Source organism: Flavobacterium piscis (assembly GCF_031457575.1).
Classification (GTDB): Bacteria; Bacteroidota; Bacteroidia; order Flavobacteriales; family Flavobacteriaceae; genus Flavobacterium; species Flavobacterium piscis_A.
Genome location: NZ_JAVDWQ010000006.1, coordinates 1 through 26,209 on the forward strand (window position 1 = coordinate 1; position 26,209 = coordinate 26,209).

The 26,209-nt window shown below is 31.2% G+C and carries 30 protein-coding genes and 1 pseudogene; 1 reads left to right on the forward strand and 30 read right to left on the reverse strand.

Features of this window, described 5'->3' with window-relative positions; translation table 11 throughout:
• Window positions 1–56 precede the first annotated feature (56 nt).
• From J2W48_RS10060 to J2W48_RS10170, 23 genes are all read right to left on the reverse strand, one after another.
• Complete coding sequence (locus J2W48_RS10060) at window positions 57–617, reverse strand: DUF3307 domain-containing protein (protein ID WP_310280859.1); 561 nt, start codon at window positions 615–617, stop codon at window positions 57–59.
• On the reverse strand, window positions 605–1,210 hold the full coding sequence (locus tag J2W48_RS10065; protein ID WP_310280861.1) for a transcriptional regulator: 606 nt from the start codon (window positions 1,208–1,210) through the stop codon (window positions 605–607). The genes J2W48_RS10060 and J2W48_RS10065 overlap by 13 nt, the downstream gene beginning before the upstream one ends.
• Window positions 1,211–1,588: 378 nt before the next feature.
• Window positions 1,589–1,933: a cupin domain-containing protein gene (locus J2W48_RS10070; protein ID WP_310280863.1), complete on the reverse strand. Its 345-nt coding sequence runs from the start codon at window positions 1,931–1,933 to the stop codon at window positions 1,589–1,591.
• A 304-nt stretch (window positions 1,934–2,237) separates the two neighbouring features.
• Window positions 2,238–3,041, reverse strand: a complete 804-nt coding sequence (locus J2W48_RS10075) for a helix-turn-helix domain-containing protein (protein WP_310280865.1) — start codon at window positions 3,039–3,041, stop codon at window positions 2,238–2,240.
• Window positions 3,042–3,124: 83 nt separating this feature from the next.
• A complete protein-coding gene (locus J2W48_RS10080) occupies window positions 3,125–4,678 on the reverse strand; it encodes a glycerol-3-phosphate dehydrogenase/oxidase (protein WP_310280868.1) in 1,554 nt (517 codons plus the stop codon).
• A gap of 256 nt (window positions 4,679–4,934) precedes the next feature.
• Window positions 4,935–5,774: an alpha/beta hydrolase family protein gene (locus J2W48_RS10085; RefSeq protein ID WP_310280870.1), complete on the reverse strand. Its 840-nt coding sequence runs from the start codon at window positions 5,772–5,774 to the stop codon at window positions 4,935–4,937.
• 546 nt (window positions 5,775–6,320) lie between these two features.
• Window positions 6,321–6,941 (reverse strand): hypothetical protein, encoded by a 621-nt coding sequence (locus J2W48_RS10090; RefSeq protein WP_310280872.1) that lies wholly within the window; start codon window positions 6,939–6,941, stop codon window positions 6,321–6,323.
• Window positions 6,942–7,067: 126 nt separating this feature from the next.
• On the reverse strand, window positions 7,068–7,742 hold the full coding sequence (lepB, locus tag J2W48_RS10095) for a signal peptidase I (RefSeq protein ID WP_310280874.1): 675 nt from the start codon (window positions 7,740–7,742) through the stop codon (window positions 7,068–7,070).
• A gap of 166 nt (window positions 7,743–7,908) precedes the next feature.
• Window positions 7,909–8,805 carry a hypothetical protein gene (locus J2W48_RS10100; RefSeq protein WP_310280876.1) on the reverse strand — a complete coding sequence of 299 codons (897 nt, stop codon included), beginning with the start codon at window positions 8,803–8,805 and terminating at the stop codon, window positions 7,909–7,911.
• Between the two features lie 114 nt (window positions 8,806–8,919).
• The gene (locus tag J2W48_RS10105; protein WP_310280878.1) at window positions 8,920–9,591 is read right to left on the reverse strand and encodes a hypothetical protein; all 672 of its coding nucleotides are present in this window, start codon (window positions 9,589–9,591) and stop codon (window positions 8,920–8,922) included.
• A 205-nt stretch (window positions 9,592–9,796) separates the two neighbouring features.
• Entirely contained in the window at window positions 9,797–10,444 is a 648-nt protein-coding gene (locus J2W48_RS10110) for a DMP19 family protein (RefSeq protein ID WP_310280880.1), read from the reverse strand.
• Window positions 10,445–10,566: 122 nt separating this feature from the next.
• A complete protein-coding gene (locus J2W48_RS10115) occupies window positions 10,567–11,124 on the reverse strand; it encodes a GrpB family protein (protein WP_310280882.1) in 558 nt (185 codons plus the stop codon).
• A gap of 170 nt (window positions 11,125–11,294) precedes the next feature.
• Window positions 11,295–12,026, reverse strand: a complete 732-nt coding sequence (locus J2W48_RS10120; RefSeq protein ID WP_310280884.1) for a hypothetical protein — start codon at window positions 12,024–12,026, stop codon at window positions 11,295–11,297.
• Window positions 12,027–12,459: 433 nt separating this feature from the next.
• A complete protein-coding gene (locus J2W48_RS10125; RefSeq protein WP_310280886.1) occupies window positions 12,460–12,843 on the reverse strand; it encodes a hypothetical protein in 384 nt (127 codons plus the stop codon).
• A 174-nt stretch (window positions 12,844–13,017) separates the two neighbouring features.
• The gene (locus tag J2W48_RS10130) at window positions 13,018–14,478 is read right to left on the reverse strand and encodes a serine hydrolase domain-containing protein (protein WP_310280888.1); all 1,461 of its coding nucleotides are present in this window, start codon (window positions 14,476–14,478) and stop codon (window positions 13,018–13,020) included.
• Window positions 14,479–14,579: 101 nt separating this feature from the next.
• Entirely contained in the window at window positions 14,580–15,119 is a 540-nt protein-coding gene (locus J2W48_RS10135) for a helix-turn-helix domain-containing protein (protein WP_310280890.1), read from the reverse strand.
• Between the two features lie 173 nt (window positions 15,120–15,292).
• On the reverse strand, window positions 15,293–15,676 hold the full coding sequence (locus tag J2W48_RS10140; RefSeq protein WP_310280893.1) for a hypothetical protein: 384 nt from the start codon (window positions 15,674–15,676) through the stop codon (window positions 15,293–15,295).
• A 41-nt stretch (window positions 15,677–15,717) separates the two neighbouring features.
• A complete protein-coding gene (locus J2W48_RS10145) occupies window positions 15,718–16,089 on the reverse strand; it encodes a hypothetical protein (protein WP_310280895.1) in 372 nt (123 codons plus the stop codon).
• Between the two features lie 220 nt (window positions 16,090–16,309).
• Window positions 16,310–16,645, reverse strand: a complete 336-nt coding sequence (locus tag J2W48_RS10150; RefSeq protein ID WP_310280898.1) for a hypothetical protein — start codon at window positions 16,643–16,645, stop codon at window positions 16,310–16,312.
• Window positions 16,632–16,952 carry a hypothetical protein gene (locus tag J2W48_RS10155; RefSeq protein WP_310280900.1) on the reverse strand — a complete coding sequence of 107 codons (321 nt, stop codon included), beginning with the start codon at window positions 16,950–16,952 and terminating at the stop codon, window positions 16,632–16,634. Before J2W48_RS10155 ends, J2W48_RS10150 begins: the two co-directional genes overlap by 14 nt.
• A 5-nt stretch (window positions 16,953–16,957) precedes the next feature.
• The gene (locus J2W48_RS10160) at window positions 16,958–17,701 is read right to left on the reverse strand and encodes a hypothetical protein (protein WP_310280903.1); all 744 of its coding nucleotides are present in this window, start codon (window positions 17,699–17,701) and stop codon (window positions 16,958–16,960) included.
• A 142-nt stretch (window positions 17,702–17,843) separates the two neighbouring features.
• On the reverse strand, window positions 17,844–18,398 hold the full coding sequence (locus tag J2W48_RS10165) for a HEPN family nuclease (protein WP_310280905.1): 555 nt from the start codon (window positions 18,396–18,398) through the stop codon (window positions 17,844–17,846).
• A gap of 473 nt (window positions 18,399–18,871) precedes the next feature.
• Window positions 18,872–19,765, reverse strand: coding sequence for a LysR family transcriptional regulator (locus tag J2W48_RS10170; protein ID WP_310280907.1), 894 nt, complete (start codon window positions 19,763–19,765; stop codon window positions 18,872–18,874).
• Between the two features lie 81 nt (window positions 19,766–19,846).
• Here J2W48_RS10170 and J2W48_RS10175 point away from each other — a divergent pair, with 81 nt between their 5' ends.
• Window positions 19,847–20,467 carry an NAD(P)H-dependent oxidoreductase gene (locus J2W48_RS10175; protein ID WP_310280910.1) on the forward strand — a complete coding sequence of 207 codons (621 nt, stop codon included), beginning with the start codon at window positions 19,847–19,849 and terminating at the stop codon, window positions 20,465–20,467.
• Between the two features lie 369 nt (window positions 20,468–20,836).
• Here the strand turns inward: J2W48_RS10175 and J2W48_RS10180 are convergent, their stop codons facing one another.
• The 7 genes and pseudogenes from J2W48_RS10180 to J2W48_RS10205 all read right to left on the reverse strand — a co-directional run bounded on the left by J2W48_RS10180 (window position 20,837) and on the right by J2W48_RS10205 (window position 26,205).
• Window positions 20,837–21,613 carry an MBL fold metallo-hydrolase gene (locus tag J2W48_RS10180; protein WP_310280912.1) on the reverse strand — a complete coding sequence of 259 codons (777 nt, stop codon included), beginning with the start codon at window positions 21,611–21,613 and terminating at the stop codon, window positions 20,837–20,839.
• Window positions 21,614–21,669: 56 nt separating this feature from the next.
• Window positions 21,670–22,239: a Crp/Fnr family transcriptional regulator gene (locus tag J2W48_RS10185; RefSeq protein WP_310280914.1), complete on the reverse strand. Its 570-nt coding sequence runs from the start codon at window positions 22,237–22,239 to the stop codon at window positions 21,670–21,672.
• Between the two features lie 169 nt (window positions 22,240–22,408).
• Entirely contained in the window at window positions 22,409–22,846 is a 438-nt protein-coding gene (locus J2W48_RS10190) for a hypothetical protein (protein WP_310280916.1), read from the reverse strand.
• A 209-nt stretch (window positions 22,847–23,055) separates the two neighbouring features.
• Window positions 23,056–23,766 carry a hypothetical protein gene (locus J2W48_RS10195; RefSeq protein WP_310280918.1) on the reverse strand — a complete coding sequence of 237 codons (711 nt, stop codon included), beginning with the start codon at window positions 23,764–23,766 and terminating at the stop codon, window positions 23,056–23,058.
• Between the two features lie 136 nt (window positions 23,767–23,902).
• A pseudogene (locus J2W48_RS10200) lies at window positions 23,903–24,502 on the reverse strand (tyrosine-type recombinase/integrase).
• Window positions 24,503–24,765: 263 nt separating this feature from the next.
• Complete coding sequence (locus J2W48_RS23090) at window positions 24,766–25,002, reverse strand: phage integrase N-terminal SAM-like domain-containing protein (protein ID WP_409025172.1); 237 nt, start codon at window positions 25,000–25,002, stop codon at window positions 24,766–24,768.
• Between the two features lie 246 nt (window positions 25,003–25,248).
• Window positions 25,249–26,205 (reverse strand): DUF6620 family protein, encoded by a 957-nt coding sequence (locus tag J2W48_RS10205; RefSeq protein ID WP_310280920.1) that lies wholly within the window; start codon window positions 26,203–26,205, stop codon window positions 25,249–25,251.
• Between the last annotated feature and the right edge of the window lie 4 nt (window positions 26,206–26,209).

The window sequence follows — 26,209 nt, forward strand, 5'->3', positions numbered from 1 at the left end:
AAAACAACTATTTTTCATAAATCCATAGAAAGAATGGTAAATGCCAAACCGATATATCAAAAAGACATAAAACAGATATTAAGTGTGTAACTCAAAAAAATAAATAAGCGTTCTAGCATTCCTATGTATTTTCCAGCTTCTTTTATTCCGTCATTAGGAAAGGGATAATCAAAGATGAGCATTATCTTTTTCATTAAAATAGCAGAAACATACGTAATCGCTACTAAAGAAATAAGGAATAGATAGTTTTCAGTACTAAATATAAAATTATAATCTATTCTATAATCATGAAAATAATTAATAAATACCGCTATTGCAATTCCATGCAGTATTTGGTCTATCAATAGATTATTTATAGCATTGATTTTATCCTTGATTATTATTTTTGTAATTATATCTATTGCCAGATGAGAAACAGTTAATACAATCCCAGGAAAAATATATTGTTTTTCAAAACTTGTAACTATTAAAAGCAGCAATAAATGAATTATACTATGTAGATATAAGTATTTAGATTTTAGTTTTTTAGTATCAATATCTGCAACCATTTTATTGGTTTGAAATACAAAATCCCCTAATAGATGCGCCAAAGTAATTTTTAATATCAGTTCAAGCATTGCAGTATTTTTTTAGAATATAAGTTTATAATTTCTATTATTTCGTCATAACCACCCCTTTTTAAAGCTTTATTTATTGTTGTACTGTCTTTGGATAATTTTTGAGCTATTTCTTTCTGCATTAACTCTTTGTGGGTTAAGGCATAGAATATGGTTTCTGATGTTACTGGTTTCCAGTTATCTGTTATAAAACTAAGCAATTTTAGTGTAGGATTAAAATATTCATCAAAAGCATCAAATGGACTTTTTAATATCAAGGTATTATTTTTGATTTTTTCAAAACTTTCACCGGAATGAATAAAGGCTGTTCCGTAGGATTCTGTAATTTTTTTTCCTTTAAAATCTTTTTCCCCTATTCCAATTGACATTCTTGCATCAATGATAGTGTTAGATTTTATTAACGCTTTTATGCATAATGCAATTTCTAAAGCATTTTCAACAGGAACTTCAATCTGAAAGCTGTCGCCTCTGTAGATTTCCCATTTTTCTGAGTCAGATATAATTTCCAAAAAATATTCTTTAAGTTTGGGAAGCCAAATTTCAGAATTTACTTTTCTGGAATTAACAATATCGCCTGTAATAACTGCTATCATATCATAAGTTTTATACAAATATAAATAAAATGGTCAAAAAAAGCCACTTTTGTTTAATTGTCCTTTTTTGACCAATTATATTGATTTATAAAATAAGATTGGCTTATTTAGGCCAATATGCATAAACTGGTTTAAAGAAGCCAATTTAGGATCTTTATTTATTGAGTTGAGATGTTCGTTTACCGGATAGGAAAAATCAAACAAGGAAACCAACCCAATTATAGTAAAACTAATTATATTTTAATCAGCTCTTTCTGGTTGTATTTAAACCAACTATTTAGCATTACTTGTAATACAAAGTGGTTTCATTACACAAAAAAAGCCATCAAAAACAAATGTTCTCAATAGCTTTAAAATTCTAAATCTAAGTAAATCGTTCTACTTCAAAATGATCACTTCTTCCGGAACCCTGAACAGCAAAGTACAGCCTGTTTTAGAAAATACAGAATGTGTACTTCCCGGTGGCATATACAAATAATCCCCTTTTTTTAATTCATCTTTTCCGGAGCGAACTTTACCTTCCAGAACATAAATTTCTTCTCCCGCAGGATGACTGTGCAGCGGGTAGGAGACACCGGCCTCAAATTTTAACAGGAATGTAGCGGATCTGTTTACTGCTTCATTAAAATATAAGGTTTTTACAAAAATGCCATCTGTTTTTACATTTTCTTCAACCAGAGGTTTCCAATTTATTTCGCTGGTTTTTGTGATTTGTTTTTCCATTTTTATTAATCTTTAATTAGTTGTTATTTTTTAAAATGATTTGGTCTAAACTCCATCTGTATTTTTCTATAGTAGACAAAAGAAAAACTGCCATAGAAAATACAAACATGGAATAATCTAAAGGTTCTTTTTAAACCAAAGGAAAATGACATGGCCAGTGCAAATAGAAAAGTTAGAACTGCTACACCTAAACGACAAAATCCTGATATCTTTTCATAGACTATTTTGTTAGTAATTATTACTGATACAAAGATCTTACAAGTAATCTTGCTAAAGAATAGAGAATCCTGGAAAAAGCATGTAATTAAGAATTCAGCGCTTTTTCTTTGAAAGATTTTGGAGAGGTATTGGTGTGTTTCTTGAAAAAATTCGAAAAATAAAAAGGGTCATTAAAACCTAAGGCATAAGCGACTTCTTTTACTGATAACTTTTCATAGGTAAAAAGCCGTTTTGCTTCAGAAATGATTAATCCGAAGATGACATTTTGTGCCGTTTTGTTGGTGTGTAATTTTGAAAGTTCATTTAACTTAGATTCTGTTGTACCAATCAAAGCAGCGATTTCAGCTACAGAAAGATTCTTTTCGAAATTTTTTAAAATCGCTTCTAAAAAATGAAGAAAAACGGCATCAGGTTTGTAAATTTCATCGCCCCGATTAATTTTAGTACGGTTGATTTCAATTAATATCAATTCTATTCGGCTATGAATGGAGATTAGATATTGATAAGGTATTTCAATCAATTCTTTTCTGATCTCTTCTAATTCGTTAATAATCGTTTGACTGTTATCAATACGTATCATTTCGTTCATTGCAAAATGGCAAAACAGACCGTTGTGAAAAATCAATTCCATATCATTGTCATCTTTACAAAAGAAATTATAGGTGAATTCCAAAATATATCCTTTTGCATTATTACTGTTTTTGAAAAAATGAACCTGTCCGGAAGTAATCGTCAAAACCGAATTTTCTATCAGTATAAATTCATTTTCATCTACAGAAATAGTGGTTGCACCACAAGTACAAAAAATCAGAACGTATTTTAATACGCGTCTTGGCTTTGCCAAATCTGCAGCCTGATCAAATGTTTTTAGGGTAATCATTTCCTGCATACAGCTTTGTGTTTGAAATTGATACTATCAAAAGTAAGAATATTTTTTTGCTTCAGGTTTTGAAAGTCAGGGTTTCAAATGTCTTATTGTATCAAATAACCCTGAGCTAATTTCTGAAAAGTAACTACTTGTTCTTTCTCCCATTCCGTATTTTTTCCTAATAAAGAAGCCATAATTCCCGCAACAGTTGGTGCAATTTCTATTGCTGCTCTTGCATCAAGAAAAAGCAATCTGATTCTTCTTGCCAAAACATCTTCAATAGTTAAAGCCATTTCGTTTTTTACAGCCCAAATTACTTCTGCTTTTGTATATGGATATGAAGAATGAATTTTTTCAGATAAAGAAACATCTGCAGCAATCATTTGTTGAATCAAACCAGCATCAGAACCATAAACAGCTAAATGAGATTTGATTTTATTATTAGTAAAACCATGAATTTTCAGACGCCGCGTTTTACAGCGAACAAATTTTAAATTCGAAACCTGTATTGCCTTATTGATGGTTTGTTCAGCCATGTTTCTATATGTAGTCCATTTGCCTCCTGCGACATGAATTAAACCCGAAGGAAGCACTTTAATGATATGTTCCCTTGATAACAAGGCTGTCTTTTTTTCAGAACCTACTTTTACCAACGGACGTAAACCTACAAAAACACTATTAACATCAGCATAATCAATTTTATGCTTTGCGTATTTATTAAAATGATTAGTAATAAAATGGATTTCCTCTTCCAAAGGTTTCGGCTCTAATACTACCTCTTTTACAGGAGTATCAGTAGTACCTAACACTACTTTGTCATGCCAGGGGATCACAAATAAAATTCTGCCATCAGATGTTTTAGGAATCAACATAGCAGATAAACCTTCAAAATACGACTTATTGAGTACAAGATGAATCCCTTGCGAAGGTGCTATTGTTATTTCTTCATGTCCTTCTGCTTTTTGTAATAAAACATCTGCAAAAACACCAGTTGCATTAACAATAGTTTTCGAATTAATAACAAATTCCTGATTTGATAATTCGTCTTTTGCTTTTAAACCAATTATCTTATCATCCTTTTTTATAAAATCAGTGACTCCACAATAATTTAACACCAAAGCTCCATGTTGAGTTGCTGTCTGAGCCAGGTTGATTGCCAGGCGACTATCATCAAACTGTCCGTCATAATACAGGACACCTCCTTTTAAATCAGTTGAATCCAGATCAGGTAAATGCTTTAAAGTATTTTCTTTAGAAAGGATTTTTGTTTTGCCCAAACTAAATTTAGCCGATAAAAATTCGTAAATCCATAAACCAAAACCATAATACCATTTGTCCCACCATTTATATACAGGCACTACAAAGCCTAATTTATGACAAACATGGGGTGCATTTCTTAACATTCGGCCACGTTCCAATAAAGCCTCGCGTACCAAATGAATATTGCCCTGCACCAAATATCTCACCCCGCCATGAACTAATTTAGTAGTTCTGCTTGAGGTTCCTTTAGCAAAATCGTACTTTTCCAAAAGCAAAGTCTTATATCCACGACTGGCTGCATCAACAGCACAACCAAGCCCTGTAGCTCCTCCGCCAATTATTATAATATCAAATTCGGTATTTTCACGAAGGTGATTGATTTTTTCTTCTCTATTCATTAAAAACAACAACTTTAAAATGTGCAGCGTAAATGTAAAGTAATAAAAGTTCTGCAGGAAAAATTCATATTAGATTTGCTATAAAATTAGAAGGCTTTGCCAGAGTAAGGGTGAGATATTTATTATTTTAGGGAAAAATTGCGCAGGGTTTGTCACAATACCTATTTTGTCCTTTATTTGAAATTAGCAGGTCGCAAATAGCTACTTCTAAAAACTGGCAATTTTTTACAGGTCTTTAAGATGGGGCTGGGATTTGTTATTTTTCTACTTCGTTAAGAAATAATTTCCATAGATCATTCGCAAACTTTTCACGAAATATACCAAAATGTCCTATTTCTTTTGTAGCGTAGTCTTTCGACATTAAGTGTACCCTTTTAATTTCTGAATTTTCATATTTATAAGCAAGCCAATCTACGGCTTCTTTAGGTGCAAATGCGTCATTTTCTATACTTATTGCAAGTATTTTTACTGAAATAGTTTTAAAAAACAATTCTTGCCCAGAGATATCATCAAACAGATAATTGGGTGTTCTGCCCCATTTACTCCATTGTTTTGCTACATTTTTAGGTAGATTTTCCATACCGCTTACTTTCTTAGACGGCAAATATCCAAAAGTGTTGATAAGTAAAGGGAAAAGAATATGCCAATTTACCCACATCTTGAATTTACCACTATTTTTCCAAAACTTCCAGTAGCCACTTTGTGCAGAAACTAAAATTATTTTTTGAACTTCTGATGAAGATTTTGCCAATCCAATGAGTTGTCCACCGATACTATGACCTAACAAAGTTAATTTTGAATTTGGATAATGTTCTGTGGCGTATTTAATGATTGCTTCCAAATCCACTTTGCCCCAATCAGAAGCATCATTTTGTAATTGTTTTATCGGTTGTTTCAACGAAAGCCCAATACCCAAATAATCAAACGTAATTACCGAAACGCCATTAGCAGAAACAAACTCTGCAAATTTTCTATAGAACGCTTGTTTTACACCTGTCGCAGACGAAATGATAAGTACAGCACCACTTTGTTCTGCCTCATATACATTTGCAGTAATAGTGTGTTCTTTGTCGGTTTTAATTTCTATTGTTTTCATATTTATTACTTTATTAACTTTGATGCGAATCCGACTTCTATATTAAGATTTTTGTGTTTATTGGTCTCAGAGATAGTTTAAAACTGCATTTTACTTTAGCTTCTAAAAAAATATTAGCCACAAATTACACAAATTTCACAATTTAATTAGTGCTCGTGTAATTTGTGGCTAATAAATAGAGTTACAACCTTGCTGATTTTGAGTCTGCCAGCCAAATCTATGGACTTTCAGTCCGTTTAGTTATTTTTTAGTGTCATTTGTTGGTCGGGTAGAAGACAATGCCAATGACTTGTAAGCTGTTGTGTTAAGTAGTCGTCTAACATAGCTTATAACGGTTTGTGGTTTGGTGCAGATGGGGATTTTATCACCAAACTTGCTATGATGTTTGCTTATTTGTTGGGTGTTTGTTAAAGTTCTGACTAATGTTTCACAGCTTGACGATGTGGCGAATTAAGTAAGCCTAAATTTCGGCTAATGACTAATTTCAAGTACAAAACCAACTTTAAATTAAGCCGACTTATAGCCAAAGGCGGTTAGCAATAGTTATTATTCTTCAATAGATAGGTAGATTAAGAAAAACTCAGAAATTTTATATTTTTCGTACCATTCAGCAACATTAATATTTCCTTTAGAAACTTCGCAATAACCTAAATTACCTTTGTTTGGATTATCATTTGGCGGAGTGATTAAACCAATTTGTGTTTCTTTTCCAATTTCGAACTCAATTTTTTCATCACCACCAGTGACTTCCCTGAGTAAGATTGTTCCATCTTTAAATTTTTTATTTACCTCAAAAATCTGTTTATTATAAAACCCCGGAAAGAAAAAAGCTATTTTTTCATTGTTTAATATATGTTGGGCAATTAAAGAAAATTTAAAATCTTTTCTAATTGTAGGTAATCCTTCTTTCTTAGTGTCAATAACAACTTTTTCAATTTCAATTTTCCCTTTTTTATATTTACGTACAGTGACTTTGAAATTTTTTCCAATTAATTTTTCTGAATTTATAAAACTAAAATCGAGTTTTTCGATTCCAAGAAAATTTTCCATTATATACTCCCGATTATCTTCTGAATAATCAAATTTAGAAATCATTTCAATTTTATTTTCTTGACAATAAGATGATATTGAAAATAAAGTCAATACTATAAAAATTATTTTTTTCATTTTACGCGTTTTTCATTTATAATTATAGTTACCGGTTTTTGGTTTGGCGATGGGGCGGATTTCTCGGTGGTGTGAGAGGTGTACTCCGTCAGTTTCTGGCGGAGCCATTTACTCGATTGTGCGTCGTTATTGATTCTCAACTACTGTTCCTATAATTTGGGTAAAGTCTATCAAACCAATATATCTCGAATCTTCAGAATTATGCCTGTTGTCACCGATAATAAAAATTTTTCCTTTTGGAATTGTTAAAGGTCCAAAGTTATCTTCATTCCAGTCTTTATGGTATAACTTTTTTATGTAAATATCCGCAATTCCTTGCTTTTTTATTTGCCTTTTGGATTTCAAGTTATATTTTTCTGCTACTAGGTCAGGAAGTAACGCGTTAACCGAATCCTTGCCAACTGGAACCGCATAAAATTGGTCAATTATGTTTTCTTTTTGTTTAATATCTAAGTAGTGATATTTTGGTAATTTGTAGAAATGAACAAAGTTTTTACCCTGATCTATGTCCTTTTTATTAACGTAGACTATGCCATTCTTAATTTCGAGAACATCATTTTCTTTAGCAACTAACCTATGAATACGTGTCTCCTTACCAAAGATTTCACTTTCATAATTATATGATATAAAATCATTTTGCACAGGAACTTTTGATTCTGAAATAAACACTGTTGAATTTAGTTTCAGTGTTGGTTCATTTGCGATTGAGGAATTTTTAAAAGCCTTAACTTCTTTTTGGCAACTTAAATTTGTGATGGCAAGCAATGCAATAATAAATGGTGTAATCTTTTTCGAGTTCATGGTTTGCATGGTTATAATGACTCACAACGGTTTTCGGCTTTGCGATGTTGGGGAATTCAAAATACAAATGTTCAATTCAGTGCAATAGTTCAATAGAATTCCAAATGCTCAAATTTAGTACATCTGCCCCAATATTGCAAAACCGATGTTGTGCGTTCGCTTTTTTTTACGTTATATATTTTCCGAAATAATTATTAATAGCTTCTTCGTTATACTTGTCTTCTCCACGCCAATATTCAACAAAAGTCCAATCATTTTTTCCTCTACTTGGTCTGTCATAAGTTGTTGGTTTAAGAATGTCAATACAAGCTAAAATTTCAATTAATATTTTTCTTTCGTCTTTAGTTGATTTTATTGCCGTTGTTAAGTTTTCCTCTAATGCACTTGGATAATCATTTAGTTGAGAATTTTCTATTATTGCTAAAATGTTTTTAAAAATCTCAATATCTTCTGTTGATGGTTTTGAGCTTTCTGTTGTTTGAAGTTGTTGTAAGTCAAATAGTGTATAGATAAGTTGTCCGTGTCTAACTCCGCCCCATTTTATTCTTTCGAAATTCAAAACATTTAGGTCTTCATTTTTATAATTTTCTGCCCCGATGATTCCATATTTTAATTCCCTACAAATTCCACAAGTATGACTTTCGTGTGTTACTTCTCCATTTTTTCCAAAACTTTGTCCGCTTAATGTTTTTGTATATTTATGAGGAACTAATTGTTTCGCAATAAAATATGAAGCCAAACTTGAACGCCAATCTAAACGTCTATTGGAAAGACTACTTAAAAAAGCTGTTGCAACTTTGTCAATTGATATTGTCGGAAGAATTTCAAAAATTTTGTCTAAACATTCGTTGTGAGAAATTGTCAAAGGTTCAAACATTATACCTTTTGATTTTGCATACTCAAAGTCTTCTGGATTTGTTTGCCTTTCTTTGTCGTCTATCCAACCGTTTTTCCAATAAGTATTAAATAGTATGTTTTTGGCTTTTTTGTCCATAGATTTTCTTACGTTTTTGTTTGTCAGTGTGTTGTTCGGTAAAGTGACGCACAACTCTCTGGTACTCATCGTGTTTTGGATTAAATTAAGCCTTATTTTCGGATTTGCCCAATCATCCCAAAAAAAACAACTTCCCATTAAGACAATTGCCCAAATCCGTTGTAGTAGCTGTTACCAGAGGTTTTATTCTCGGAACTTATATTTGTAATTGTCTTTTAGTTTTTTTTGTTCAGTTTCAGTTACTCTCATAAAAGCAATATTTTGTCCATATCCATATTCACTTTCGCCAAGACATTCAACAATTCTCGTTTTCTTTGCTTTTATTTTTTCTTTACAAATTTCAAATATTTTTGAGTCCAACCAATCGTCTAAATATTTTGGATTAAATTTTATAATTTCATTGTCTAGTTCAAATTCTATTGTAATTGAACCAGAAGGACTTTGCCATTTTTCTGAAATGTTTTGAGGATTGAACGAACCATTTGATAGCTTTGAAAACATTTTAATTACGTCTACATAAACATTGTTTTCAGCACAAACATCAGATTCTAAATCTAAATAAATCATTTTGCGTTTGTCAAGGCAAGCCAAGTCAAATTCGTCTAATTCCATTCCAGGGTCATATTTTTTTTCAAATATTTTGGAATACTCATCAATTCTATTTGAGTGTAACTGTTCAAATACTTCTTTGTCGCTAAGTTTTTCAAATTTTTCAAAGAATCCACATTTTCTTAAAATTGAAATATTTTGAATAACATTTTCTTTCGAAATTTTTTTCTCAGATTTCATATTATAAATTTTTCTCGGATTATCACAAGAGATAAATATCAATAAAAGCAATATTATGTATTTCATTTCCGATGTTTTTTTTTAAATCTCTGGTAATGTCCCGGTACTACAGCGGATTTGGGACTAAATTAAACCCTATTTTCGGATTTGCCACCCGAGCGATAGCGAACAGGCAAAGCAAATCATCCCAAATACAAAACCAACTTCCCATTAAGCCTATTGCCCAAATCCGTTGTAGTAGCTGTTGGCGGTTCGGCTTTTTTTTTATGTTTCAGTTGTCGATAAATTTAGTTTTATGTTTTCTAATAAAATCAACTTGTAATTGTTGTAAATTTTCAGTTTCGTAAACTTTGTAAAATTCATTGTCAAACTTATTTAATGGATTGTCTTCATAAGATTTACTAAAACCTTCTATAGTTCCATCTTGATGTTGTGTGATTTTTGGATTTTCTTTTTCAAAAGTTTCATTAGCTCGTTTTGTCAATTCTGTAAATTTATTCGCTCCAACTAATTTTAAAGCATCGGGCAAATATTTATAAAACTGTCCACTTGAATTAAAGTAAAATTGATTATAACCACCATTATTAACTTCTGATTCTAAAGCCCAAATCATATAAATTGCTTGTTTTGATTTATTCCAACTCATTACAGTTTCGAATTCATTTTTGTAATCTGCTGATTGTTTCTGCGATAAGTAGTCAAAAACTACCTGCAATAAATTATCATCAGAAGTACTGTCAATTATTTGTTCAGTCAGTTTCTTGTAAATTGGTCTGTTTTTAAACTCGTCAATTGATTGAGTAAGTTTTTCTTCAGTTTCTTTTGAGAGTTTTCCGTCGTCTTTTTTTGTGTTTCCAGAACAGCCAATTAGACTTAATATTGTCGATATAATTCCCATAATTACTAAATTTGTTTTCATTCGTCTGTTTTTTTTTAGCCTGACCACTAACGTTCTGGTGCTTGGATGTGGCGGATTTTTATCACAAAACTTCAATAGAATTACTAATGTTGAATCTTGCACAAATGTTTCATAGAAGCACTTTAGCCGCCATATTGACAAACCGATGTTGTGCGTTCGTTTTTTTCTAATTCTATAATTGAATCAATGAAATCATTAACATTCAGTTCTTTCAACTCTTGATATTTTTTTCTGTCCTGATTAGCTTTTTCAGCCATTTCATATTTCATTTGTTGGTATTTTATCCTTGCCCAATCATTTTTTCTTAAAAAATCTCGACTTAAGATATGCCTTTCCAATGCTTTGCTATTCACTGAGCATACATAAAGATGATGGTATATTGTGTCCAAGATTTCATTTTTCAAATTTCCATTTCTTTTAAACACTTCTCTATCTAAAATTCCTTGATTTCCATTGTGGAAATATCCTATTTTTTTTAATCTATTTTTTATTTTTTCAAAGTCGTCTATATTAGAAAAAACAATATCAATGTCAACTATTGGCTTTGCATCTAATTTTGGCACAGATGTGCTACCTACGTGTTCGATATTGTATTCAATCCCACCAAAGACGATTTCTATTTCACGTTTTATGTCCGTAAAATATTTAATCCAATTTGAATTATATTTTTCAAGTACCATTCTGTTTATTTAAAATGACGCACAACGTTCTGGCGCTTGGCGAAGAAGCGGATTTCGAAGCACTAAACTGTCAACCCGGCACAAAAGTTGATGCGAGGTAGAATGTCCAATTAACCACTGAGCCTGCTTTTTTGCCAAACGCCTGTGAGCACCAGTATTTCTTTCGACCGTTAACATCCCATTGGTGTTTCAATAACTATCAATTTCGTCACGGTTTTTCCGTTGTCCTTGCGTTGTCCAGTTACTCGCAAATAATAACGACTAATGTTCACGCCACTTGGGTATTCCGTTGGGGTTTTTACTTTTTCTACCAGTTTAAGCCATTCGTCTCCACATTGTTCTTTTACTTTTTGTTTCAAGTCATCTATTGATATTTTTGGGAATTTTTCATATTCTTTTTCGGAGTATTTGTCACAAATAAACTGTCCATTTCTGTTCGTTTGTAATAGTTTCCAGTCGGAATAATAATGTTTCCACTCAGTCAGGTCGCAATGCGGACCTTCGTTCATAATTGTTACACTTGTTTCGTAGCGTTGCTCAACTGTCAACCCAGTAAGTTGGTCGCTTGAAATAGAGATAAGTTGACCTTCAATTGTCTCTCCAAGTTCAGTGTAGATTTCAACTGTGTCTTTTTGAATTTGAGCAATTTTGTTGTCCTCGTCATAAATGATTAAACGACTAATAGAAATTGAAAGCTCATTAAATTTTATGGTTGTAATAGTGTCAACTTCTACTTCGTCATTTGCAAGTGTCGATAGGGCACTTGTTTGATTAGAAATACTTATCGTGTCGCTAACAATACTGTCTTTTTGGATTGCCTCAGTTTTGTTTGTCGAAGAGTTGTTACACGAACAAAGTACTGTTAATGTTAAGATGCTAAATATGTTTTGTAGTGTCGTCATAATATTGGTGCTAACGTTCCGCTACTACAGCGGTATTGGGACTAAATTAAGCCCTATTTTCGGATTTGCCAAATCGTACCAAATATAAAACCAATTTTCCATTAAGTCAATTGCCCAAATCCGTTGTAGCTGTTGGCGGATGTTTTTTTAGTTATTTATTTTCTTGTCTTTTATGAATAAACTCAATACAAAAAAAGTTATAAAAAACATTATAAATTGAATTATGAAAACTGGATATAATAGATTTGATTCTGCATACCTAAAACCAAAACTAAATACTGATACCGGAAATGTTAATAGTAATCCATAAAGTGACCAATCTCCATAAAATAAATCTTTTGGATAAACTGAACAAACAGATAAAGTTCCAAGTGTAACATAAAATAGAGAGATTTTAAATGCTAATTTTCTGTCTTCAATTATTTTTAGAAACTTATTCATCTTTCTGATTTATGTTCATTTTTGTTTTTACTTGAAATACAATTTCCCAAAATACAATCGAAAACAATGCATTACATATTATTGATGTTAATATGTCATAAGCGTCATATTTTGAAAATATATGTAAATCTCCAAATTTTAGAGCAAAAAATAAACTTAATGAAGCAATAACAATTGAGAAAAGTACATTTAGTAAAATCGTCCACTTCAATATGGAAAATGAGTAAATAATGTTTATAAAAGTAAATCCAAAACCTAAAGTTATAAATACTTTGTTTATCCGTAGTGCGCTGTCTAATGAGATTAAAAATGAAGTTGCAAACCAATATATTGTTAACATTACTAAATAATAAATAACTCTATTTTGTACTTTCATTTTTTGTTTTTTACGTTCAGTTTCTCGAAAATATCCGCTAACGGTCAAGTATAAGCGTAGTGCGGGATTAGAAGCACTTCACTTTCAGTTTGCCAATATGTTTGTTAATATTCAATACGTTTGAATTTAGTACTTTACCCCGCATTACGCTTATACAATGTTAGGCAACGTTTTCTATCTTTTATTCCACAATTCATTTCCAAGATAAAGTCTTTTGGTCAGTAATTCTTCATAAATTTTATCGACATTATCTCCGTTCAAGAAAATCAAATATCCATTTTTAGATTTAGGAAACCATATTGCTAATGTACTTACACCAGGGTCTTTTCCTGTATGCAATAAAGCAAATTCATCATTGCTAAAATCAGTTAGAATTTCCCAACCCAATCCGAAGAAGTCATTTTCTTTAAGTTTTATTTGATGTTTTATCATTTCTTGATACAGATTTTCAGAAAGTCCAGCTCCATTGATTATATATTCTAAAAACTTTCCATAATCTACAACCGTAGTTAAAAGGTTTGCCGCAGCACTTGCTTCATAGTATTTTACGGTTTCTATTTTTTCTTCGTTCTTGTTGAAGTTTTGGGCATATCTTGTTTCGTCCATTTCCGAATCCCACCAAAAGTGAGTATCCGACATTTTTAGAGGGTTAAATAAGAGTTCTTTCGCAAGTTCTTCAATGCTTTTGCCAAGTTTGTTTTCAATGGCTTTTCTCATGTATTCAAAACCTTCTCCGGAATATTGGAATTTTGTTCCGGGGTCAAATTGAAAAGTAAGTTTGCTTTCTTCATTCATATAACGCCAATTTGGAAAGCCTGTTTGGTGCGTTAAAATGAGTCTAGGTGTTAATTTCTTATATCTTTTATCATTTTTAATATCCGGGTCAATCCAATATTTATATAGAGGCTCGTCTAACTCCAGTAATCCGTTGTCAATTAGTTTTAATGAAGTTAAGGCAACAATGGGTTTTGTCAAAGACGCTACTTTAAAGATGGTATTATACGGTGCAGTTGTTTGCTTATCCAATGTTCCGTAGACGTCAACTTTGGTCAATTTTCCGTTTTCTATTATTCCTATTCCCAATGTAGGAACATTGTTGTCGTTTAGTAACTTTTCAATATCATTTGTTGAATTTTCAACAAATGAGTCTTGATGGTCGTAACTCAGAACTTCGCTTAATTTCCAAATCTCGTTATCCAGAATCCAAATATGAGTGAATTTTGCTGTACTGGTCCATAAATCTTCTTTACCGTTTTCCCTTAAATAGAAATGATGAATTCCTTTCTGTATGGCACCATATAGTTCTCCGTTGTTATAGAGTGGAAATACTTCCAAACTATTTGTATCTACTTTACGAATTGGTTTTTTTTCTGAATCAGAACAAATGAATTTTTGGGTATTTTCAAAGAAGGCATTTTTATCTTGGAATCCACTTTGGTCGTGGTAAAATTTTAAATCTTCGGTTATGCGACTTTCTAAATAATCCAAATCACACTTGTTAAACCCACGTTCAAAGAAAATGCTGTCTTGCTTTTTGAGTTCAATAAATAAGTCTGAATTTTTATCTGTTTGTGCCTTGACACTAAAAATAGATAAAGCAAGAAAAGCTACACTAAAGAAAATTTGTTTTGTCATCTTTAATAATTTTTTTCTGCAAAAATGCGATAACTGATAATTTTCCCTTTAAAATTTACCCGCCAATATCCTGACAATATTCCGCCATTTTCGAGAGAGGCTCATATAATACTGAAATTCAGTCTGAAAAATAGTTTCCCTTTTTTGTCAATCTCTGCCGTATTTCTGATGATGATTAACACATTTGACAAAACCAATAAAATCATAACAACCAGAATAAAATTACCTCCAAGTGAAAACCAGTTTTTCATAAAGGAGCTTAGCATAAATATAATAACAGCAAAGATTAGCCATAAAATTTGAATGGAAACAATTTGCTTTGCCAATGGATTAAATTGCTTTTTGGCAAACATTATAACAAGTGGAATAATAATATTTGCAGGTGGGATTATAGTGAAAGGCAATGAAGAAAGGTTGATAATCTTTATTAAGGTGGAGTTAATTTCAATTTGGGCTTCTTCTTTTTCAAGCAATTCATTTTCTTTTATTCCTAAGGTCTTCGCTAATATTTTAAGTGTTTGTCCTTTTGGTTCATTCCCCGATTCAATACGTTGTATGGTTCTTATAGAAATCCCTGATTTATCAGAAAGTTCTTCCTGTGTCAAGTTAAGTTTTTCTCTGTTCTTTTTCAGTTTTGACATTCGAAGTTTTTCTTAAATGTTGCCTAACGGTTTGCAGCTACACGCCAGGCAGGGTAATATAAGTAAAAATGATATTGAGTAAACATAACGTCAAAATTACAAAAATTATTTTCACGAAGTAAAAAACCCTGCTTGCGTGTAGGTGCTGTTAGCGGTTCGTTGTTTTTCGCTTTCTAATTCTCTTCTTCAACCATGTCAAGATAGTCTTCTGGTGTTGCATCTTCAAATTCCTCTTTGCCTGGAGTGTATTCTTCAAATGCTACTAAATTGTTTGGCGGATTGTTCTTTAAGTTTCCTCCTAAATCGTGTTCCCAAGTCCAACCAAGTTGCCATTCTGTTCCACGACCACCATGAGTAATTTCATAAGTCCCACAGCTTCCATAATGATGGTGGGCTGAAGACCTACAAGTCCATAGTCCTGTGTTTGAGTCTAACGTGCAGTTCTTTTCTCTTGATGGTGTCCAGCATACGCCTTTTTTGTAGCGTCTTGCTAAATTGTTTGCCATTCTGCCTGCAATTACTTTGTCTTTGTCTGATGCATAAAATACTTTTCCCATTTTAATTTTGTTTCTAATTTATTATTTTTTAGTAACTTATGTTATTTAATGTCGGTTTTGTTTTCAAAATAATCTTCTTGAGAAGCATCCATATAGTCCTCTTTCTCAATTTCTGAATCCTCTTTAAAGATAGGCTGAGCATTTTTATGACCTCCACCACCAACATCAGGTCTGTCCCTATCTCTTCTTATATTTTCTCCTCTCTGTGTATCAAGTTCATTTCTTCCACAACTACCCATGTGATGATGTCCAGCAGCCATGCAAGTCCACATCTGGGTTGTTTCATTGTAAACACAAGATGATTCTTTGGAAGGAGTGTAGCAAACCCCATCTTTGTAATGTTTCGCATAGTAAGTTGCTAAGTTCATTGCCTCACTCTTTTGAGGAGCTGTTCCATAAAAGTGCTTTCCCATAATTTTATTTTTTCTTTTAATTTTATGCTTACTCTAATCGGTTTTCAGCTTCCCCGTTTATTTTATGTCGTCTGTCTGTTACAATGACCGCTAACGTTCTCGCGCTACACGCAGTTTGGGATTAAATCTTATCTCTCGGATTTGCTAAATCTTTCAAATACAAACCAATTTTTCCATTAAGCAAAATGCCCAAATTGCTTGTAGCGTGTGTTGGCAGTAGTTATTTTATGTTTAATTCGTCAATTATTAATGTTTTTTGCCTTTCTAAAGTTAATTTTATAAAACTTAATTCTTCGTTAAATTCGTCTTTTGAAAATAATTGAATTGATAATTCTAAATCGAAACATTCGAAAAAATTATTTTTTAAGTTCTCATTTTCTAACCTCATAGTTTTCCATAAATCTGAATTTGTTTTATGTTTAGTGACCAAAAATAAATCACAGTCATTTGGTTTCTCAACATTTCTTGCTACTGAACCAAAAATAAATGCTAAAAAAAAGTGTTCAGTATTTATATTTTTAGAAATCCATTTATGGTATTTTTCAGAGTTCTTCATTACTCATAATCTTTCTTATAAATGTTTTCAATGGATAGACACTTATTTTATGCCCATTTTCGGCTGTTTTATATCCTTCGCCTGTTATTTGACACCAAGGTTCACAAATAACTAAGTTTGCTCCTTTTTCAATAGCTTTTGTCACGACATCTGAAGAAACAAGATATTCACTACTTGTTGGTGTATAAACAATGTAATTTTTAGATGAAGATTTAAGTGAAAAACTAAGCATAAATTCACTCAGTATTTTTACTTCTGAAATAACTGGTTTTTCGATTAGTATACTTTTTAGATATTTTGCTGGCATTTTTTTTAGTTTTTAAGGTCGTCTAAGATAGTTTTTACATTACTTTCAATGGAGTGTATTTCGTGTATGATTTCTTCACGCCTTTTTATAGTTGTTTCCAAAATATTAGAAGGATAAGGAAATTCTGAATGCCTTTCACTTGGGTTTTTAATAAAATGTTCATACGATGTTGTGTGTTTTATAAAATTAAGATATATGTTCAAGTCATCGTTTGAAGAAATAAGGTGTGAATAACTTTTGATTATTTCAGATATTTTAGAATTGTTCTCAACAATTATTGTTTCTCTCATTCCAAGCCAAAGATTTGCAGAAACTTCTTTTTTAATATCGTCATCTGGAAAAGATTTTGGACCAAATGAACTAAAAATACTTTCATTAATAGATAAATATGCAATTATTGGGTCATAATATTTTTCCAATTGCTCTTTTTTGCTTTTAATTAAAGTAAGGATTAACTCTTTTCTAATTGATTCTTTTGTTTCTTTTCTGATTTTTCCAAGTGTGACTAAGTTTGTTATAAAAAGAACAAATAAAGGAATAAAGAATACTGAAAAAGTTTTCCATTCTTCTAAATTGTAACCCATATATTTTTCAGGTACTTTAGTATTCTCAACTATTTTGGGCTGTTCTATTTTAATTACAATTGTATCATTTTTGATTTGTTTTGTAACAATAGTTGGCTTCTCCTTTCCAAATGAAAAAGAAAAACACATTAAAATTGATAATATAAATAGTCTTTTTTTTAGCATTCTTTATGATAATTACTGCCAACGTTCTCGCGCTACAGCGGGTTTGGGACTAAATTAAGCCCTATTTTCGGATTTGCTAAATCTTCCAAATACAAAACCAACTTTCCATTAAGCCAATTGCCCAAATCCGTTGTAGCGTGTGTTAGTGGCTGGTTTTCTTTTTGTCATTTTTTGGTTTGGTCGATGTTAAATAATCGTCTGCAATTTTAAGCGCAAGTTTTTTTAATTCGTCTATTGTAAAGACTATTTCAAAATCTATTAAGTCATTGTTTGTATTCCACAATTTTAATCCAATCCATTTACCATTTTCATTAATACCTTCAATATTTTGATGAGCAATTCCGTTTCTCATTTTATTTACAAACCATAGTTTAGTGCAATTTCGTAGGTCATTTTTGTGTCCCACTTTAGTCATTATTTCAGCTAAACTATCGTTTGTAAGTTCGTTTTTACCTGAACCTTTAATTGTGAATCCAATTTTGTTCGGTAGATTGGATAAAAATGCGTCATCAATTTTTCCTTTAAGAGCTATGTTGGATTTTTTTTCGTTTTCTGAAACATTTATAATTAGTCCAAGCAAACAATTGAGTAAAAATGTAACTTCTTTGTCTTTGTTTTCAAAGTAAGAAAAATTATCGTTAAGCAAATCTTTAGTTCTTTCAACAAATTCAATTTTATAGTTTTTTATTTCACTCATTTTTTTAAATTTTGTGTAGAAGCATGTTTCTTTTTTGTTGCGTTAGATGCCTGACTCTGCGCCAAACTAGCCACTAACGTTCTCGCGCTTGTGGCTGTTGCGGACTTCGAAGACGAGTATTTTCGGCTGAACGAAAATACGATTAAAAAACGATAATTCCACTAAATTCCGCAATAGCCACAAACGTGTGTTAGCGCTTGTAACAATATGCGCAAACTTTTACCGCTTCTATTTTATTCTCTAAATTGTCTTTTATGTTTTAGATGAGAATTGTCTTGAGAATTGTCTTGAGAATTGTCGGCTAAAGAAAAACAAATATTAATAAGCTTTGAAAAAACTTTTAAGTTTTCAAAATAGGAGATAAATGCTTTTAAAATTTAGTATTCTCAAACGAATATTAGTTAAGTGTTTGATTTTTCAATATTTTAATTTCTAATGTTCATATAATATTAGTTGTGTTCTTAAAAACTAATTTAATAAGGTGGTAAATTAGTTTTTTTCATCTTCTCTATAAAAAGGTTAATTTCTTTCAAGTTATTATTCTTCAGCTTGAATGAATAAAATAGTTTTTGCTCTATTATTTTAGAAGACTTAATTGGTGTTTTAATTAAATTTTTGTCTAACTCTTCATCACATAAATGTTTAGGAACTATACTAAATCCGCTATTATTTTTTAAAGTTTCTATTATGTCCAAATAAGAGGGTAAAATATATCTTGGAACTATTTTAGGATTAGTATTAAATCTAGAATCCCAGAACTTTTTTATATCATTTTGGTTATTGTCATATGTAAACCAAGTTTGCTTTTGTAGCCATGTGATGAATTGCTTATCATTTTTTTCAATATTCTCTGGAATAACAATAGAATTGGAGCAAATTAATTCTAACTCTTCATTCTTTATGTATGTGAATTGATGGTCGTAAGTATCGTGTTTTTTTATTCCAACCAATAATTGAATTTTTTCCATTTCAAGAGCTTCAATCAATTCTTTTTCATTTCCAAAATGGGCCACTATATACATCTCAAAAGTATAAATATGATGAATTAATTCTTTCTTGAAAAAGTCTGTGGTACAACCAATTGTTATTGCAGATCGTTGTTTTTTTGTTCTTTGACTTGAATAATACTCTACTTTTTCTAATTCATTTAATGGATTATTAATTTGTGAATATAAAAATTTCCCATATTCGGTAGGTGCTAATTTCCGAGTAGTTCTTTCAAATATTTTTTTTCCAATATGGCTTTCTAGGGCAGATAAATGTTTACTAACTCCAGGTTGAGTCATATTTAATTTTTTTGAAGCTTCTGTTATATTTTTACATTCATATATAGCGCTAAAAGTTCTCAACCATTCTAAATTAATCATAACATATATTATAAATAAGTAAACAAAAATAATTAAAATTATCAATGTGTTGACTCTATATTTGTAAAAAAAAAAGAAAAAATGACAAAAACATTAGTAATAAATTATACACCTAGAAAAGGCTCTTACACCCAAATTTTATTTGATGAGTTTGTGGAACTAGCAAAAGGAAAAACAGAAATAAAACATTTAAATTTAGCTGAAACTCCACCAGAATTATTATTAGAGAAAAATTTGAATTTAATAATGGAATGGAATATGGGTAAAAGAGACTTTTCAGAAATAGAACTCTTAACTCTATCTAATCATCATAAACTTATAGATGAAGTTATTGCAGTTGATAATATTGTATTGGCTTTTCCTATTTACAATTTTACAATGCCAGCAACAGTAAAGGCTTGGATAGATGCTATTGTCGTTAGTGATAAGACATTTTCTTTTAGCCCTGAAACAGGTTTTAGTGGTCTTTGTAAAGATAAAAAGGCTTTATCAATAGTAGTTAGTGGATTCGATTATAATAATTCCGATAATATCAAGGAATTTGCTTCATCTACAATAAAACAAAATTTTGATTTTATGGGTATCTCTTCAGAACAGATTTCAGCTTTTGGGGTTGACCAAAATAGAGACCAATTAAATTCAATTCTTGAAAAAGCGAAATTGGAAATAAAAACTTTGATTGATAGATGGTTTCCAAATTAATACTAATGTTTCAGCGTCTCGCTCAGTTAGTATCTTATGAAGGTGAATATTCTCGCCTATACGAAAATATTATAAAATAGGTTAATCTCCTAAATTTGCAAATTGTGCGAGACTTGTATTTTGAGTATTTTTAACTTTGAAAAAGCTAATATAAAATGCTTTTTTATATAAAATTAGAACTTCTACTTATACGTTTTAAATATCGGAATATTTTCGTCAAGATTCTGATTTTTAAAGTTATAAGCGATAACGTTTGCGTGTATGCCCAGTGGCGGATTTTATACTCTTATCTTTCGGTTAAGCACTAAGATAGCTGAAATTCCAAAACTTTCAGGCTGGCACTTTCCCTGCCATTGGGAATACACGCTGTTACCTACTGGCTATTTCTAGTATTTCTCCATCTTCAGGGATAGAAACTTTATCTATTAATTCATTATTTGTTAATATGTTTTTTAATTCCTCCCGAGTCAAAGGGCAATGATTTATGGATTCCATATGGTTTGCAATAACTTTTCCGGATGAGTTTCTTACAAATTTTATAATATCATCGACATTCATAATTAGTTGCTTGAAAATATCGAATTGAGCAGCCCCACAAGCCAAAACACTAATTTCAGGTTTGTAATTATACAGTACTTCGTCAACCGAATCCGTGTATATGGTGTCTGAAGTTAGGTAGATTGATTTTTGATTAGGAAGTTTGATAAAAAACCCAATTACATTTCCCATTAATTTAGAAACAAATCCATACCCGTGTTTGGCTGGGATGCCTTCAATAGTACCTCCTAAAAAAGCTTGTTTTTCCCAATATTTTAATGTTTGAACAACATTTAAGCCTCTTTTCTTAAATGCCTTTTCATCTTTTAGGCTACAAGTAACAGGAATGTTTTTTTTGGTCAGGAATTGTATTGCTTTACTATCTATGTGGTCAGGATGCTGATGTGTTATTAAACAATGAGTGACTTTTTCAAGTATTAAATTGATGTTTTTAGGCAGTGGAACGGTAGGGTTTCTTCTGGCTTTATGTCTAAAAAGTGTAAAACTTGGCATAATTCCTTGTTTTCCTAGCATCGGGTCAATTAAAATAACCTCTTTTTCCGTTTCAAGAATCATTGTTGCATTCCTGATTTGATGGATTTTTAACATAGTATAAATATTTATGCAAATCTCTATTTTATAAACTTAATTTCCATTGATTCAAATCAAGAAGTACGTTTTCTTATTCTACTTAGTGTTTCTGGTGTTATATTTATGTAAGAGGCGATATGATATTGAGGAATTAACTGAAGCCACTCAGGTTTGTACACGCATAACTCTTTGTAAAGTTCATCAGGTGTTTTGGTCGTTCGATTAAAGTCTAACATTTCCTTTTGATTTAATAATTTTTTAAAAGAGGATTCAACAATGGATTTTCCACATTCGTATTTTTCTAGCAAATCAAAGAAAGAATGTCGTTCTATGCTTAAAACTTGTATATCAGTAAGACATTCCTGATTTTTTCTGGTGTTAGAGTTTTGACTAAAAGATAATAAGTCAGATATAAACTGAGGTTTTACATAAAAATTGATATTTATTTCTTTTTCTTGATTAGAGTAATATTCTCTAACTAAACCTTTATTAAGAAATCTGAGTTTATTCTCCTTAGTATCTGCTTTTAGTATTAAACTTCCTTTATCATAATTATCTACTTTAAATAAAGAAAATAGCTCCTCCAATCCGTGTTCATCCAGTGGGTATTCAGTTTTAAAGAATTTGGAAATTTCTGAAAACATAGTTTTTTTTAGATTGTAGGTAACATTTCGGGGCTTGGCGTCAGTTGCGAACTTCGGAACTTTATATTTTCCGTTAAAGATAAAATTTCTTGCGAAACGTAAATGTGAACTTACAGCAAAATTCGCAATTGCGAGAAACGGCTATTGTGTGCAGTTTTTTATTACTCTTTTATTTCATCAACGAGAGAATATCTACACTTCCATATAAATCATCGTTAAGAGATGCTGTTGATTGTTCTGTTAATTCTTGTAATAAAATCTTAAGATATCCATTTGCTTGAGCACTCACAGGCTTATCTTCATATTCTTCCATAAAATATTTATATGTTTTATTGATTCTGTCTGTATGTATGTCAGAGTATTTTTTTACAGCATCTTCGAATGAAATCATTTCTAATGAGTTAGTTACTCTTAAATTAGTATAAAATGAAGAGAATGCAAACCAATAATGATAAGCAATAAGCGTGTATAAATTTCCAGCGCTAATTAAACCATCTTTGTAAATCGACTCTTGTATTCCGTTAACACTTTTTGCATAGTTTGCTAGTCTATTTTCGTGTTCAATAATAAATTGAGCCTTTTTAGGTTTTCTGTTAAATATATTCATTGACTTAATATTTTTAAAAATTCCGTTTCCTTTTCTATAGTTCTTTCAGAAATCTGTTCGTCTTTAAAATTGCACACAACGTTCTCGCGCTTGTGGCTGTTGCGGACTTCGAAGACGAGTATTTTCGGTTAAACGAAAATACGAATTGAAAACGATAATTCCACTAAATTCCGCAATAGCCACAAACGTGTGTTGTACGCTGTGCTTTATTACTCGTTTTGTTCTAAATTTCTTAATCGCCAAAATTCTTTATCTTCTTTCACTTCCCTTTGTTTTTTCAGTACAATTTTAAAAGAAAAATAAAATGAAATGAATACTAAAATACAAGTTATAACAAAAACAGTTTTAACTAGAAAGCTATCATTCCACAATTCAAAAAGCTCCTTTAATATGTAAAATTCAAAGACATAAAGTGCAGAACTTAAAACTAAATATAAAAGAAATAAAGTCAAAACACTTACAAAGTCCCAAAACCAAGAATTTCTCATCTTATGATTTAATTCAGCAGGCAGATAAAAAGGTAAATATGATATATTAAAATCATTAAAATAATGTCTATCCAAATCATCTAAATTTAGTTCAGTTTTGTTAATCATATTAAAGAGAACTTTTGCTTGATGCATTAAATGTTCTCTTCTGTATTCTCCAACAAATACAATTAAATATACTATTGCGAAAATTGGAGGAGTAAATATTTTAACAACTTTTAAATCTGTTATGTCTATTATTCCGAATTTAATTGATGTTAGTGTGCTTTCTTGCAATAAATAGTATACGAAAAGGATAAGAACTAAGTACATTAAGTATTTATAAACTAATTTTGAAGTTTCCTTAATGTTGTCTATAACTATATTTAGATATGCTTTTACAGTATCTATTTCGTTATTATTATAGAATTTAATTAGTGTTTCAGTAGTCATTTGTTAGTTCATTTTTTTTTGCATTGCGTACAACTAGCATATAGGTCTGACGATGTCCGACTTATCACTCCTAAATTTGGTGGCTATGTCTGACAAATGTCAGTGTTTATTTATTTTCAAATATAAAATATTAATTCTATAAATTATCAAACGGACTTTTTATTTGTTGAATACTTTTCGTACTAATGTGTGCGTAAGTTTCGGTGGTTCTGCTGCTATTATGACCTAATAATTCTTGAATATACCTTAAATCAGTACCGCTTTCAAGCAAATGGATAGCGAAGCTATGGCGTAGTTAATGTAAACTTACAGGTTTTGTTATGCCAACTTTTTTGAGCGCTTGTTTTAATACACTTTGCAGACTTTTTTCTGAATAGGGTTCGCCAGGAATTACTCCTTCAAACAAATATTTTGTGGGTCTAAATGAGGAGTAATACTCTCGAAGCATTTCTAATATTTTTGGAGACAAAGGGGCAATTCGGTCTTTTTTGCCTTTGGCGTTTCTGATTAATACAATGTTTCTTTTAGAATCGATGTGAACTGGTTGTAAGGCCAATAATTCACCACATCGCAAGCCACAACTGTAAATTAAACTCAACATTGTTTTGTGTTTCAGATTGCTGTGTGCATTCAAAATTAGTTTTACCTCTTCTTTGCTTAAAACATTCGGTAATTTCTTTTCGCGTTTGGGACGATGAATTTTTTCAACTTCTATTTTTTTATTGGTCTCAGAAATAGTTTAAAACTATGCACTTTAGTGCATTTAGCTTTAGCTTCTAAAAATATTTTAACCACAAATTACACAAATTAGCGCTAATTAATTTGTGAAAATTTGTGTAATTTGTGGCTAATAAATAAGTATTGCAACCTTGCAGACTTTCAGTCTGCCAACCAAACCTCTGCACTTTCAGTGCAGAGTGGTTTAGTTACAATAGTACTAAAGAATAACTTGATAGCATTTACAATCTGATTTTGGTAGGAAGAAGATATATTATTTTTTTAAATAAACTCATTATTATATGTAATGACATCTTCATTAGTAATTTCGGAAATAGATAATTCACGATGAAAAATTAGAAAAGATTTTAAAGCTTCCGAATATGTTTTTATTGTACTGTGACTATACCGTTTTGAGGCTAACCAATAATTAAATTTTTGAATAGCCTGAAATACTTTCCTCTGAAGGTAATGAGAGACACGTTTCGGGAATCCTAAAATGCATTCGATTGACTTCATTGTCCGGCAGATGCCATACTTTTTTGGTTTTAAATATTGCTTTCTAACTTTTTCGAAAATTTATACTTGTTTATAAATATGTTTCTTGAAAATCTGTGCATGAGAGACAGCAGCGATATCCTTTCGTGAAGAGAAACGGAACAAAAGATTTAGCGAACAGCCCGACCCGCTTTTTCTGCGGGGCATGTCATAAAAAAATCCGATTTGCTTATCACAAACCGGATTTAATAATTTTTGGAAACTGAACTAAAATGTTATATCATCAGCTATATTTCCGCCTTGCTCGGCAGCAAATCTTGCAGCATATTCTTTTTGTTTTTCCTGTTGGTAGTTTGAAAACTCCGTAATCTCTTCAGAATTCCAGTTTTGATTTTGCTCTGTCAGCCACTGCATGGCAACGGACTGAAAATCGGCAAGATTGATTCCGTAAGTATCAAGTATCCATTGTGCACCGTCCATTCCGTAATCGTAGGCTGCCTGTCTTGCACCGGCCAGTTCTTCGTAGAAATAACGATCTGTTTTTAATTTTTCAAGATTTGTGGCTCCATCTTCAGAAACTGCTGCTTGTAAGTTTTCTAATTGTGGAAGTACAGGATTCTCAGCATAATACTGACCAAACAAAGTGGTAACAGTAAAAGAGGTGTCTTCAGCCATACGTTGTGGCCAGATGGTATTTAATTCTTCCCAGATTGCCGGCTCAATACCCATTGCTTTGCAAACTTCGGTATAATCTACACCGGAACTCATTTTAATGCACATTGCGGTATAATCTTTTAGAGAAATGCCATGTACGGGTTCTAAATACGGATTGTCATTAGTTGTTTTTACAAATCCAGAAGTTTGTACCCCGGAATATTTCATGGAATTGGCATTTTCAAATCGAATCATCTGGTCGTTGTCACAATTGTTCCATTCTTTATAAACGTCTCTTCTGTAATTGGTGTAGGTGTTTTTTACATCTTTATCCTCCATTACTTCTCCGCTGTCACGCTCGTCTTTAATCCAGGCTTCTGATCTTCTTTCTACTTCGGCATCAAAATCTTCTACATCATAGTGGGTTCCATGAAGTGTTTCAGGGTCATATTCTGTTTCCTGGTATTCGTTATCAAAATCATCTTCTGTTGAAATTGAAAATGGAGACTGATTATTTTCCTGATCCTGTGCTTGGTCATTAGTTTCTGAACCAAAAAGTTTTTTAAACATTTTT